Here is a 12,483-nt window from a genome sequence, read left to right on the forward strand (position 1 = left end):
CTCAGGCGCGCCCATTAGGGTGTGTCGGCAGAATCACCGTCCAACCGACCCGCATCATCCCGGAGGTCACCGTGGCCAGCCAGTCCGACGAGTCCGAGGCGTCGACGCCCGTGGACGAGAAGTCCGAGGACGCCAAGTCGGGGCTCTCCGGTGAGGAGCTCTGGGAGGACGTCCGCATCGAGCCGGTCGAGATCGCCCTGCCCGGCGGCGTCGGTCTGACCCTCCGGGCATACCGGATGGCCTCCGAGCTGACCCCGACCGAGGTCGAGGCCGAGGAAGAGGATCCGTTCGACGCGCGCAAGCGCCAGGCGGTCAGCGACGACGACGAGGAAGAGGTCATCGTCGACGAGGAGTTCCAGGCGCTGCTCGCCGAGGGCGGCGACGACTCCGGCACGGCCAAGGCGGAAGAGCCCGATCCGGCCGACTTCGAGGACGAGAAGGACGAGGACGAGGAGGAGGCGGCCGACGAGGAAGTGCCGATGTTCCTCAGCCACAAGGGCCGTCTGCTGGCGTTCAAGAGCCCCGAGTCGCTGGTCTCCTTCATCCGTTCGGGTGCTCCGCACGACCTCGCGCAACTCGACAGCTGGGCCACCCTGGCCGAGCGGGTACAGTCGGCCGACATCGACCCGTCGGCGGACGACCGCTACGAGCTCGACCTCGTGGTGGAAAATCTGCGCGGCGGCCACGACACGTGGGACCTGCCGCTGCTCATCGCCGCCGGCGAGGTGGCCCGCGACCTGGGGTACGCTCTGCGGCTCAAGCCGGTGATCCTGGCCCTGTCGCCCGGGTCGCCGCTCGATGACCTGGACGAGTCCCTCCGGTCCGCGGAAAGCGGCGGGATGGGCGGATTCTTCGGTCGACGTCGATTGAAGAAAATCGGGGCACAACAGGCAAGCCTCGGATGGCGTTCGGTAATCGGCAAGATCTCTGCTGCTGTGGACTGGCGCGACTGACCCCTTACCAGGGACCATCAGTGCTTGGCCAGATGCTGCTACCCGGGGAGGAGGACGACGCCGTGGCGCTCGTGCGCGTGTACTGCGGTCTCGCGTCGGCTGATGATTCGGTGCGTGGGGCCCAAACCGCGCAACTGACCATAGCCGTGGTTGACGACGCAGGCCGGCTGCTCGGCGTCCACGAGATCGGCGACGACCCCGGCGGCTACGCCGAGCTGGGCGCGCTCCTCGTGGAACGGACGAGTGGATTCACCGACGCCGCGGTGGCCGCCGACAGCGACGACCACCTGGTCACCTCGCTACTCATCGCCGCCGGACGACCTCTGGTCGTCACCGACGACGACACCACCGACGACTTCGCCGAGCGCTTCGCCGACGACGACTCCGTCGAGGAGATGCAGGCCCCGCCGGCCGCCCGCCGGGCCGTGGGCCTGGCCCGGGCGCTGCAGGCCGGCGCGATCGCCGCGGTCAACCAGGCCGCCCCGCGCGAGCTGGTCAGCTACAAGCCGGTCCTGGCCGCCCACGTGGCGCTGCTCGGCGGCCGGCACGCGGCCGCGGTGGCGCTGCGCGAGGTTCTGCGCGAGCTCTACCCCGCCGCCCTGCGGGCGTACCCGGACCCGTCCCACCCGCTCGCCCTGGCCGTGCTCGACGCGCTGCCCGAGCCGGGCCGGCTCACCTCCGGCGGCGCCGAGTCGCAGCTGGTGGCCGAGCAGGTCGCGGCCGAGCTGATCCGGGCCGGCGCCGGCTCCGACGACGAGATCATCTCCGCGGTCACCGCGCTCCACGTGGCGATCAGCGAGTCCCCCCGCCGCGGCGGGGTCAACAAGTCGCTCGCGCCGGCCGCCGCCGACACGGTCCGTAACGCCATCGGCGCGGTCCGCTCCTGCGACGCCGCCTGCGCCTCGCTGATCGGCACGATCAGCGCCCGCAGCGCCCCGGCCTCGGGCGGCGCCACCCGGCGCTCGCAGCCCGCCGCGCTCCAGTCCGTCCCGGCCGCCGCCGGCCGGCGCAGCCGCCGCGAGCCGATGAGCGCGGGCAGCGCCACGACCACCCCGCAGCCGATGAACGCGCCGCCGGTCGCTCCCGACCCGGTGGCCCCGCCGCCGCTCGCGCCCCGCCCGGTCACGCCGCCGCCCGCGGCGCCGGCTGCCGCGGCCGCGTTCCCCAACCGCGCGCCCGTGCCCGGCAACCGGCCGGTCTCGGTGCCGCCGCCCCCGCCCGGCATGACGCCGATCACGCCCGGCTCGCGGCCCGCCGCGCGCAACCCCATGGCCCCGGCGCCGTCGTCGCCGGCCGCTCGCCCGGCTTCGGGCCTGCCGGCCGCCTCACTGCCGCCCACCTCGATGCCGTCGCCGCTGTCGTCCTCGATGCCGTCGTCGCTGTCGTCCTCGCTGCCGCCCGCCTCGGTCTCCCCGGCCGAAAGCGGGCAGCCGTTCCGGGCGACGCTCACCAACGCGGCGATCAACAGCGCCCGCGCCGAGCGTCAGCGCACGGTCATCCCGCCGCGGCCGAGCCGCGCGCCGTCGAGCCCCGCGCCCGGCAGTGCCACCGACTATTCGTCGCTGCCGAGCCGCGCGCCGTCCAGTCCCGCACCCGGCAGCGCCACCGACTACTCGTCGCTACCGATGCCGACCCAGCGGCCCGAGCCGGCCGAGCCCGGCTCCCGTGCCAACTGGCCGCTGATGAACCCGAGCGGCGACGACATCTCCACGCCCGCCGCCTCGGCGAGCGCGCCGCCGTCCGACTCCGGCCGGGTCAAGCCGCCGTGGCAGGACATGCCCAAGGAGCCGCCGGCCCTGCGTCTGGTCGAGCCCCGGATCGGCAACAGCCTCGACACCACCGTCGCCGACCTGCCGCCGATCAACGACCCGCCGTCGCTGCGGCTGGTCGAGGGCGAGGCCGCCCGCAACGTGCGCCGCACCAGCAGCGTGGTCAGCACGACGAGCACCAAGCTCACCGCGCTCGACCGCAGCACCAACCCGCCGGTGCCGGCCGACAGCAACGACACCGACCTGCTGATCTTCGCGGCGGCTCGCTCGGCCTGGTTCACCGGCCACAGCGACACCCCGGCCGACCTGAACTGGGCCAACCCGAACGACAGCGGCTGGCGCGCGGCTGAGCGGGCGGCGACGCCCGAGATCGCGGCCGAGACGCCGGCCGGCCTGCCCAAGCGGGTCCCCCAGGCCAACCTGGTGCCGGGCTCCCCGCTGCGCGACGAGCGCCCGCTGCGCATCGTCCGCGACGCGGCGAGCATCGCGGCGCACACCACGGGCTACTTCCGCGGTTGGCGCCGGGGCCAGGAGATCGGCGGGTTCGCCATGGGCGGCCGCCCCGGCCGCGAGTCGGCCGGCGGCTGGGACTTCACCCGCGACCGCGAGGGCGCCGACGAGTTCCGCGACAACAGCGCCAACTACTCACGCTGACTGGCGACTCCCGGGAGCACGAGCTCCCGGGAGCATCAGCAGGTCACGCGCCGCGGTGCTGCCAGGTGCACAGGCAGACCTTGTTGCCCTCCGGGTCGGCGAGCACCCAGTAACTCGGGGCCTCCGCGTCGCTCACCAGCGTGCCGCCCGCGGCCAGCGCGGCGTCGATGCGAGGCTGCACCTCGGCCGGGTCGACCCAGATGTCGGGGTGCCAGCGCTGCCTCGGCTCCTCGCTGCCCGACTCCTGGAACCAGATCAGCGGCAGCGTGCCGGCCCGGTCGCGCAGGTCGTCGCCGAGCTCGAGGCTCTGCGCCGGTTCCATCGCCATCACGGCGGCCCAGAACGGCAGCAGCGCCTTGAGGTTGGGCGTGTCCAGGGCCAGTTCCAGCTCGCTCACCCCGAGCGTGGTCTGGGACAGGCCCGAGTCGGCCACCAGCGCCGTGATGATGCGGGCCAGCTCGACGTCGCGCGAGGTGACCCCGCCCTCGTCGTGACTGGACAGCCGGATGTTCACGTGCGGGTAGCGCAGGTCGATGTCCGGGTGGTGATTCGCTTCCTCGGCCGCCGCGCCGATCGCGTTGACCAGGGCCAGCCCGGTCGCGAAGTCTCCGCTGCGCACGCGGGTGTGCAGGGCGTTGGCGAGCGGCACCCACCCGGTCAGCCCCTCGTCGGCGATCTGTCGTCCCGTGAGCTTCGTCATGCGCCCATCATTCCCGCACGACCGGCATCATGGTTCGGTGCGAGCGAGCTGTACGAGTCCTGGCCCCCGACGCCCTATGCGCCCCGTATGGACGTTGCCGCGTTCTCCCGGCATAGGGGGTACCGCAAGCCCGATTTGCGGCTCTACGCGGCTGTGAGCGCCCGTCTCGGGGTGTCCGCCGAGGACTGCTGGTACGTGGGCGACGGCGGCAGCCGCGAACACGACGGCGCCCGCCGCGCTCGAACGGTAACTGTGCGTACCGGACCCTGGACGTGCAGAAGCCCCGCTCCGACTCATCGGAGCGGGGCTTCCACCGACCGTCAGGCGGGCGCTACCGCGCGCGAGCGACGCATCGTCAGCACATACTCGACAAGCGAGATGAGGACGTTCTTCGTCGACTCGCGGTTGCGGGCGTCGCAGCTCACCACGGGCACGTCGGTCGAGATCGCCAGCGCGTCCCGCACGTCCTGCGCGTTGTGGTACTGCATCCCGTCGAAGCAGTTGATCGCCACCAGGTACGGCAGGCGACGATGCTCGAAGAAGTCGATGGCGGCGAAACAGTCGGCGAGACGGCGGGTGTCCACCATCACCACGGCACCGATCGCGCCCCGCACCAGCTCGTCCCACATGAACCAGAACCGCGTCTGGCCGGGGGTACCGAACAGGTAGAGGATCAGGTCACGGTCGATGCTGATACGGCCGAAGTCCATGGCGACAGTGGTCGTCATCTTGCCCGGCACCTGCCGGTTGTCGTCGACACCCACACCGGCCGAGGTCATGATGGCCTCGGTGGTCAGCGGGGTGATCTCCGAGACCGACCCGACCAGCGTCGTCTTGCCGACGCCGAACCCACCGGCGATGACAATCTTCGCCGATGTAACGCGCCCCCCAGCAGCGGGACGGTGCGACATGTCAGAGCCTGCGAAGTCCACTCAGCACCCTTTCCAACAATTCCGTGCCTACCGCGTCGGTCTCGTCTTCCAGCGAGGTGGGCTCGTACACCGCGACAAGGCCGTCAGAGGCCATGTCGGCGACGATCACTCGAGCCACACCGAGCGGCAGTTGCATGCGTGCGGCGATTTCCGCGAGCGACTGCACACGGCCGCCGTCGCACATAGCCGCGATGTACTGATGCTCGCTTCCACCCTGCCCGCCGCGGATCATGCCAGATCGGCCGCGCACGGTTGTCTCGACCAGCGCTTCCAGCGCTATCTCAAGCTTCGGCCGGGTCCGACCGCGGGTCACGGCGTACGGCCTGACCAGCGCGCCGGTCGGCTCATCGCGCTCGGGCATCGTCACCGCTCACCCCTTCCTCGAACCCTAGAAGTGTCTCTTGTTGTCAAGTTTTTGAACAGCAGCCGAGAGAACCGGCTCACTGCCCGTTCAGCCAAGAACGCCGGCCGCGGAACGCGGCGCGGGAGTCAAGGCCTCGCCGACGCGGTCGACCAGAAGGGCCATTTCGTAGCCCACCTGTCCGACGTCGCAGCTGCGCGCTGCGAGCACCGCGAACGACGAGCCGTCGGAGATGGACATCAGGAAGAGGAATCCGTTGTCCATTTCGACGACCGTCTGCAGCACCGCGCCACCCTCGAAGCACCGCGCGGCGCCCTGGGTAAGGCTGACCAGGCCGGAGGCGATGGCCGCCAGCTGGTCGGCACGGTCACGCGGAAGGTCCCGCGAGGCTGCCAGGAGCAGACCGTCGGCGGAGACCGCGATCGCATGTGCGACTCCGGGAACGCGGTCGGCGAAGTTGGCCAGCAGCCAACCGAGATCCTGCGTAGATGTCATGCCTCATGCTCCTTGCCAGCCTGCGAGGACTGCTGCCCTCCCGGAGTCTCCTCCGGGTTGGTCGATTGTTCCTTGGTGCGACCGCGCTGCACACCCCGGTGGTACGCGGACAGCAGACCGCGGACACCCTCGGGAGTACGTTTCTGGACGGATTTCTCGCCACGGTCGACACCGCCGGGGACGAGCTGCGCCATCGGTGTGCGCTTGGGCAGCCCTGCCGTGGTGGTGGAATCGATCGAGTGCTCTGCTGCCGCACGGGCGGCCTGCCAGCCCTCGTCGGCCGCGGTGTGCCAGGGGTTGGACACCACGCCGCCGTTGGTAGCGCTGCCATTCGAAGAACCGTAGCCGTTCGCGGCGCCAACGCCCACCGGAGCGGGATCGTGGTCACGCGATTCGGGCGAACCGGCCTGCTGTGGCACGCCGACCGTACGGGTCGGCTCGCCGGTCGGGATCCGCTGAGCGGTCACCGCCTCCTCGCCGGCCGGCTGCTTGCTGTCGGCCGGACGGGCGGTGGTGAACCAGGCGGATTCGAGCTCCCGGAAGATCGGCAGCTCCATGGTCTCGTCGGCGAACTGGCCCTGGTTGTTGTCCCGCTGGCGGGCCGCGGCCTGGGCCGCGGCGATCTGCGCCGCGGCGGTGGCCTGGGCCTCGGCGGCCTGGGCCGTCGCCGCCTCGTGGGCCGCCCGGGCCGCCGCGGCCGCCCGCTGGGCGTCCGCCTGCGAGCCACCCGAGGTCGGCGTCGCGGACACCGGGCGAGCCGGTGGCGCGGACGACGGGATCGGTGCGGTCTGCGGGTTGCTCGGCCGCTCGACCTGCGGCTGCTGCCCCTCGGGGCGGTAGCGCGGGATCTCGGCGGTCATGTCGAGCGCGGCCGCGAGGCTCTCGGGCACGTGCGGCGCCGCGCCCGGGTCACGCTCCGGAGCGACCGGCGGCCAGGCCGGCGGCGCGGCCGGAGCCGCGGTCGGCGGGCCGGAGACCGGCGGCTGCTCGTTGACCGGCGGCACCGAGGTGGGCCGGGCGTACGGCGGGCCGGACGGCACCGGAGGCGCGGAGACGGGCGGAACCGGCGGGGCCGAGACCGGCGGGACGAACCCGCGGCCCTGGCTTTCCGGGTTGGACGGCAGCTGACGCGGGATGGTCGCGCCGAAGCCGCTGTCGGTGTCGGGACCGGGCCGGAACTGCTCGCCGTTGCGGCGCTGCGGCAGGCCGTCGGGGCCGGCGAAGCCCTGCGGGCCGGACGGCGCGGGACCGGACGGCAGCGGCGGGATCATCTCGTTGCTGCGCGGCCCGTAGAAGCCGTTCGCCGAGCCGTTGCCGTTGCTGCCGTTGGAACCGTTCGAGAAGGCGCCGCCGATGCCGGAGCCGCCACCGAAGCCGTTGCCGCCGCCGTTGGAGGGCGCCCCGGTCAGGTCGGACCAGGCCGGAACGGACCGGCCACCGGTGCCGAGCATGCCGCCGTTGTTCATCGGCGGGTTGGGGTCGAAGGGACGGCCACCGGGGTAGCCACCACCGGGGTAGCCGCCGCGTCCGCTCTCCAGGGCCAGCGGCTCGGGCATGCCGGGACGGCCGCCGCCCGGCGGGAGGCCCTCGTAGCCGCCGCCGATGCCGCGGCCGGCCATCGCGCCGGTGATCAGCACCTGCAGCGGCAGGCTCACGTCGGCCACCGTGCCGCGCTCGGCGTCGGCCGGGCGGAGCTCGACCTTGACGCCGTGCCGGTTGGCCAGGCGGGCGACCACGACCAGGCCCATCATGCGGGAGACGGCCACGTCCACCATGGGCGGGTTGGCGAGCCGCTCGTTGAGGTCGCGCAGCTGCTCGCGGCTGATGCCGATGCCGCGGTCCTCGACGGAGAGCAGCGCGCCGTCGCCCAGCCGCCGGGCCTCGACGGTGACCGTCGAGTTGGGCGGGGAGAACGCGGTCGCGTTGTCGAAGAGCTCGGCGACCAGGTGGACCATGTCGTTGACGGCGTGCGCCGCCACCTCGATGTCCCGGTCGATCATGCCGAACTCGATGCGGGTGTAGTGCTCGACCTCGGACTGCGCGGCGCGGAGCACGTCGATCAGGGCGGCCGGCTCCCGCTGCACGCGGGTCGAGTCGGCGCCCGCGAGAACCAGGAGGTTCTCGTCGTTACGACGCATCCGGGTGGCCAGGTGGTCGAGCTGGAAGAGCTCGGCCAGGCGGTCCGGGTCCTCCTCGCCGCGCTCCAGCCGGTCCAGGTGACCGATGAGCCGGTCGACCAGGATCTGCGAACGGCGGGCGAGGTTGACGAACATCGTCGCGACGGAGGCCCGCAGGGCGGCCTGCTCGGCCGCGGTGCGCACCGCCTCGAGGTGAACCGCGTTGAACGCCTCGGTCACCTGGCCGAACTCGTCCCGGCTGCGCACCGGCAGCGGCTCGGCGATCTGGTCGGCGACCTGGGCCGGGGTGAGCGAGGTGGCGAGCGCGGGGTCACGCAGCCGGGACACCGCGTGCGGCAGGCCGAACTGTGCGACCGAGAGGGCGCCCTGCCGCAGCTCACGCAGCGAGCGGGCCATCGACCGGGCGACGAGCCAGGCGAACAGGATCGCGAGCAGCAGCATCGCGAGCAGCACGCTGGTCTCGATGAACACCCGCCGGTTCACGTCGTTGCGCAGGTCGGTGGCCTGGGCGACGACGTCGGCGTCCATCTTCTGCTCAACCTGGCGGTACAGGTTGTTGTAGCCGATCATCGCCTTTTCCCACGACTGGGCGTCGTAGGGGATGTTGCGGGTGTTGTTGCCCTGCAGGTTCTTCAGCTGGATCGTGAAGTTCGTCGCGGCGCGGCCGTCCGGAACGTTCTGGATCCGGTCGAAGAGCTGGATCTCGGCGTCGGTGCCGATCGAGTGCACCGTATCGGTGGCCAGCTTGAGGCCGGTGTCGGTGAGCAGGAAGTCGCGGCGCAGCGTCGAGGTGAAGTCGCCCTCGCCGAGGACGCTGTGACCGATGTCGCGCTGCTCGGCGACGTACTCCTTGGCCCGGGCCACGGCGGCGACGGTGCGCAGGTGGTCGGAGAGCTCGGTGTCGGTGGAGAGCTGCGCCGACACGTCACGCACGGTGAGCAGGTCGTTGATGAGGATCGTGTACGTGTCCTCGACGTCACTGACCGGCAGCGCCTTGTTGGCGATCTGGCTCCGCTTGGAGGGCAGCTCCTCCAGGTTGCGGTCGAGGCGCAGCAGGAGCGTGGCCACCTTGGGCGGCACGTCGTCGAGCGCGGCCTTCTGCTGCGAGTACGGCACCTTGGCCTGGTCGACCGCGGCGTGCTCGTCGTTGTACGCCTCGACGGCCGCCTTGCCGACGTCGGTGTTGCCGTACGTCTTGACCATGACGCCGTAGGCGCGTTCGTTCTGAAGGCGGTCGACGAGGCCACCGGCGGCCTCGGACAGAACCGCAAGGTTACGTGCGCGCTCCGCGTTGCTGGCCGTATCGATGTGGTCCACCAGGCCGCTGACGCCGACGATGATCGTCGCCAGGGTGGGAACCAGCATGATCAAGCCGAGCTTCGACCAGATCGGCAGATCTCGCAGCCGATCGGCCGGCCGACGGAGACGCGACATGACGCCGGTCGCCGTCTTGGGGCGCTTGCTCACGTCACCGTCCTCCTGATTCGGGCCCGGCCTCGGTCGCCGGGCACCGCACACGGCCGACTCCCGCGTCGGGCCCCCGAGATTCCATCACGACGAGTGTCAAAGAGAAAGACCAGGCGGGCACGGACCGGTTGTGTGATGCGATGTTGTCCTGTCCAACAGGGACAACGCCGGTTCGATATGACTGCCTGTATCTGTGTGCGTCTCTCACTGTCACTCAGACAACCGGCACAGCGTGGGGGTGGCGCAGGCCGATCGGGCCCGATCGTAGTGGATCGGGGCAGGAGAGACGATGGCGCGGTCCGAGCCGCAGAGCAAGGTGAGATGCCGGATTTTGCAGTGTTTGTAGGGACCATTCTGACCGAACGGATGAGTGACCTCACCGAACCGGCAGAACCGCAGCCCATAGGTGGGGTGCTATTTGCACCACGGCACTCAACCCAGGAGCTTGGCGTACGCCGGCTTGATGATCTCGGTGATGATCGCGAGCCGCTCGTCGTAGGGGATGAAGGCGGACTTCATGGCGTTGATCGTCAGCCACTGCAGCTCACTCCAGCCCCACCCGAAAGCCTCGCTGAGCAGGGCCATCTCGCGCGACATGGAGGTGCCGCTCATCAGCCGGTTGTCGGTGTTGACCGTGACGCGGAAGCGAAGGTCGTGCAGCAACCCGATCGGGTGCTCGGCGATCGAGGGGGCCGCCCCGGTCTGCACATTGGACGAAGGGCACAATTCCAGCGGAATCCGCTTGTCGCGAACATAGGCCGCCAACCGGCCGAGCACCGCGTCGCCGGCGGCCGGCGAACCGGTGATGTCGTCCACCAGGCGGACACCGTGACCCAGCCGATCGGCGCCGCACCACTGGATGGCCTGCCAGATCGAGGGCAGGCCGAACGCCTCGCCGGCGTGGATGGTGAAGTGGAAGTTCTCACGCTGCAAATACTCGAAGGCGTCCAGGTGACGGGTGGGCGGGAAGCCCGCCTCGGCGCCGGCGATGTCGAAGCCGACCACCCCGGCGTCCCGGTACCGCACGGCCAGCTCGGCGATCTCCTGCGAGCGGGCGGCGTGCCGCATGGCGGTCAGCAGGACGCCGACCCGGATCGGCCGGCCCAGCGCGGCCGCCTCGGCGCAGCCGTCCACGAAGCCGGCGTTGACCGCGTCGACCACCGCGTCGAGCGAGAGGCCCGACTCCAGGTGCTGCTCGGGCGCGTAGCGGACCTCGGCGTAGACGACGCCGTCGGCGGCCAGGTCGAGCGCGCACTCGCGGGCCACCCGGTGCAGGCCCGCCTCGGTCTGCATGACCGCGACGGTGTGGGCGAAGGTCTCCAGGTAGCGTTCCAGCGAGCCGGAGTCGGCGGCGGCCACGAACCACGCGCCCAGCGCCTCGGCGTCGCCGGCCGGCAGCGGGTGCCCGACCGCGTCGGCGAGCTCGAGGACGGTCCCGGGGCGCAGCCCACCGTCGAGGTGGTCGTGCAGCAGCGCCTTGGGCGCCTTGACGATGTCGGAGTGCGTGATGGCCGCCATCAGCCGAGCCTAGAGGTCGGGGACGAATGATCGACGGAGCATTGCCGTACCTGCGGTGCCCGAATTGCGGGCAGGGTCTGCACCGGCGGGACCGGGCCCTGCGATGCCCGCGCGGCCACAGCTTCGACATGGCGAGACAGGGGTACGCGGACCTGAGCGCCGGCCGCCTCCCGCACGTCGGCGACACCGCGGAGATGGTCGCGGACCGCGAGACGTTCCTCGCGGCCGGGCACTACGACTTCATCGCCGACGCGCTGGCGGCGGCGGCCGGCCCGGGCCTGGCGGTCGACGCCGGCGTCGGCACCGGTTTCTATCTGGCGCGCGCTCTGGACAAGTTGGCAGAGATCGGCCTTGGGCTGGACGTATCCAAGCCGGCTCTGCGGAGGGCGGCCCGCGCCCATCCCCGGACGGCGGCGGTGCTGGCCGACCTGTGGCGGCCGCTCCCGATCGCGGACGCGGCGGCGGACACGATCCTCAACGTCTTCGCCCCGCGCAACGGCGCCGAGTTCCGCCGCGTTCTGCGGCCCGGCGGCACCCTGCTGGTGGTGACCCCGGCCGCGGAGCACCTGCAGGAGCTGATCGCCGCGCACGGCCTGATCCGGGTGGATCCCGAAAAATCGGAAAAGGTGAGAAACACGCTCGACGACCACTTCGAGGCGCTCGGCGGCGAGAAGCTGGCCGGCCGGCTGCGCCTCACGGCCGCGGAGGCCCGCACCCTGATCGGCATGACGCCGAGCGCCCGCCACGGCGCCACCGCGCCCACCGAGGACGTCACGGTGACCGCCGCCGTGCATCTGACCGCATACCGGCCGCGCTAGACCGAGAGGTCGACCTCTTCCCATTCCGGTGGCTTGTCGTGGTACGGCCCGTGGAAGATCACCGCCCACTCCAGGGCCCACCGCCGCTGCCCGATCGCGTTCGCGTCGATCTCTCCCGGCAGCCGGCCGCCGAGCCGCTCGACCTCCTGGAACGCCCAGTCCAGGCAGTAGTAGAGATCCAGCAGGACGGCCGCCTCGACCGGGTCCCGGGGCGACATCAGCGACCGCGACCGCCAGTTACCGAAAGTCTCGCCTGCCGGGAGATCGGGCATCTGCGACATCATCCGGTCCTCGGGCGGCGCGGTCGGGTCGAGGTGCCGGCTGAGCCCGAGCAGCCAGGACAGCGCGAAGACCGCGTCGTGGTGCAGGACGAAGGACCGGTGGTCGCCCTTGGCGCCGATGACGAACTGCCACTCCGGCGGGGTGACCAGGTCGACCAGGTGCGAGCCGAGCAGCCAGCTCATGGCGATCTCGGTGGGCATGCCGAAGCAGCGCGCCACGACCACATGCAGCACCGCGCACCGCGCCTCGATGTCGAGCGTCGGCCGCAGCTCGACCGTGTCGCCGAGCTCCCAGATCAGCGGGAAGCCCGGCGGCGGCATCGGCAGGCCGAGCCGGTCGAGCTCGTCCAGACTCGCCTCGCGAACCGCGCGCGGATCGGGTGCGGCCTTCGTCATG

The 12,483-nt window shown here is 71.6% G+C and carries 10 protein-coding genes; 3 read left to right on the forward strand and 7 right to left on the reverse strand.

What is annotated here, in order from left to right; all coding sequences use genetic code 11:
* Nucleotides 1–71: 71 nt before the first annotated feature.
* Nucleotides 72–953: a DNA primase gene (locus ACQPZX_RS45965; RefSeq protein ID WP_433370687.1), complete on the forward strand. Its 882-nt coding sequence runs from the start codon at nt 72–74 to the stop codon at nt 951–953.
* A gap of 32 nt (nt 954–985) precedes the next feature.
* Nucleotides 986–3,376, forward strand: coding sequence for a transposase (locus ACQPZX_RS45970; RefSeq protein WP_433370690.1), 2,391 nt, complete (start codon nt 986–988; stop codon nt 3,374–3,376).
* A 43-nt stretch (nt 3,377–3,419) separates the two neighbouring features.
* Here the strand turns inward: ACQPZX_RS45970 and ACQPZX_RS45975 are convergent, their stop codons facing one another.
* The 6 genes from ACQPZX_RS45975 to ACQPZX_RS46000 form a co-directional block, all read right to left on the reverse strand.
* Nucleotides 3,420–4,076 (reverse strand): 4a-hydroxytetrahydrobiopterin dehydratase, encoded by a 657-nt coding sequence (locus ACQPZX_RS45975; protein WP_433370692.1) that lies wholly within the window; start codon nt 4,074–4,076, stop codon nt 3,420–3,422.
* Between the two features lie 320 nt (nt 4,077–4,396).
* Nucleotides 4,397–4,987: a GTP-binding protein gene (locus tag ACQPZX_RS45980; protein WP_433370695.1), complete on the reverse strand. Its 591-nt coding sequence runs from the start codon at nt 4,985–4,987 to the stop codon at nt 4,397–4,399.
* 1 nt (nt 4,988) lies between these two features.
* A complete protein-coding gene (locus ACQPZX_RS45985) occupies nt 4,989–5,369 on the reverse strand; it encodes a DUF742 domain-containing protein (RefSeq protein ID WP_122982576.1) in 381 nt (126 codons plus the stop codon).
* Nucleotides 5,370–5,459: 90 nt separating this feature from the next.
* Nucleotides 5,460–5,864 carry a roadblock/LC7 domain-containing protein gene (locus ACQPZX_RS45990; protein WP_014447580.1) on the reverse strand — a complete coding sequence of 135 codons (405 nt, stop codon included), beginning with the start codon at nt 5,862–5,864 and terminating at the stop codon, nt 5,460–5,462.
* Entirely contained in the window at nt 5,861–9,469 is a 3,609-nt protein-coding gene (locus tag ACQPZX_RS45995; protein ID WP_433370698.1) for a nitrate- and nitrite sensing domain-containing protein, read from the reverse strand. The genes ACQPZX_RS45990 and ACQPZX_RS45995 overlap by 4 nt, the downstream gene beginning before the upstream one ends.
* A gap of 432 nt (nt 9,470–9,901) precedes the next feature.
* Nucleotides 9,902–10,987, reverse strand: coding sequence for an adenosine deaminase (locus ACQPZX_RS46000; protein ID WP_433370700.1), 1,086 nt, complete (start codon nt 10,985–10,987; stop codon nt 9,902–9,904).
* Between the two features lie 26 nt (nt 10,988–11,013).
* On the opposite strand from ACQPZX_RS46000, the gene ACQPZX_RS46005 reads away from it, so the two are divergent.
* Entirely contained in the window at nt 11,014–11,805 is a 792-nt protein-coding gene (locus ACQPZX_RS46005; RefSeq protein ID WP_433370703.1) for a putative RNA methyltransferase, read from the forward strand.
* Here ACQPZX_RS46005 and ACQPZX_RS46010 read toward each other — a convergent pair.
* A complete protein-coding gene (locus ACQPZX_RS46010) occupies nt 11,802–12,482 on the reverse strand; it encodes a DUF4272 domain-containing protein (protein WP_433370706.1) in 681 nt (226 codons plus the stop codon). The genes ACQPZX_RS46005 and ACQPZX_RS46010 overlap by 4 nt on opposite strands.
* Nucleotide 12,483 lies beyond the last annotated feature (1 nt).

The sequence above is a fragment of the Actinoplanes sp. CA-142083 genome (genome assembly GCF_050942195.1).
Taxonomy (GTDB): Bacteria; Actinomycetota; Actinomycetes; order Mycobacteriales; family Micromonosporaceae; genus Actinoplanes.

What these genes read in the sequence shown, in the direction of transcription:
- ACQPZX_RS45990 (WP_014447580.1), bottom strand. Translation starts at nt 5,864, where the DNA reads ATGACATCTACGCAGGATCTCGGTTGGCTGCTGGCCAACTTCGCCGAC.
- ACQPZX_RS45980 (WP_433370695.1), bottom strand. Translation starts at nt 4,987, where the DNA reads ATGTCGCACCGTCCCGCTGCTGGGGGGCGCGTTACATCGGCGAAGATT.
- ACQPZX_RS45985 (WP_122982576.1), bottom strand. Translation starts at nt 5,369, where the DNA reads ATGCCCGAGCGCGATGAGCCGACCGGCGCGCTGGTCAGGCCGTACGCC.
- ACQPZX_RS45975 (WP_433370692.1), bottom strand. Translation starts at nt 4,076, where the DNA reads ATGACGAAGCTCACGGGACGACAGATCGCCGACGAGGGGCTGACCGGG.
- ACQPZX_RS46005 (WP_433370703.1), top strand. Translation starts at nt 11,014, where the DNA reads ATGATCGACGGAGCATTGCCGTACCTGCGGTGCCCGAATTGCGGGCAG.
- ACQPZX_RS46000 (WP_433370700.1), bottom strand. Translation starts at nt 10,987, where the DNA reads ATGGCGGCCATCACGCACTCCGACATCGTCAAGGCGCCCAAGGCGCTG.
- ACQPZX_RS46010 (WP_433370706.1), bottom strand. Translation starts at nt 12,482, where the DNA reads ATGACGAAGGCCGCACCCGATCCGCGCGCGGTTCGCGAGGCGAGTCTG.
- ACQPZX_RS45970 (WP_433370690.1), top strand. Translation starts at nt 986, where the DNA reads ATGCTGCTACCCGGGGAGGAGGACGACGCCGTGGCGCTCGTGCGCGTG.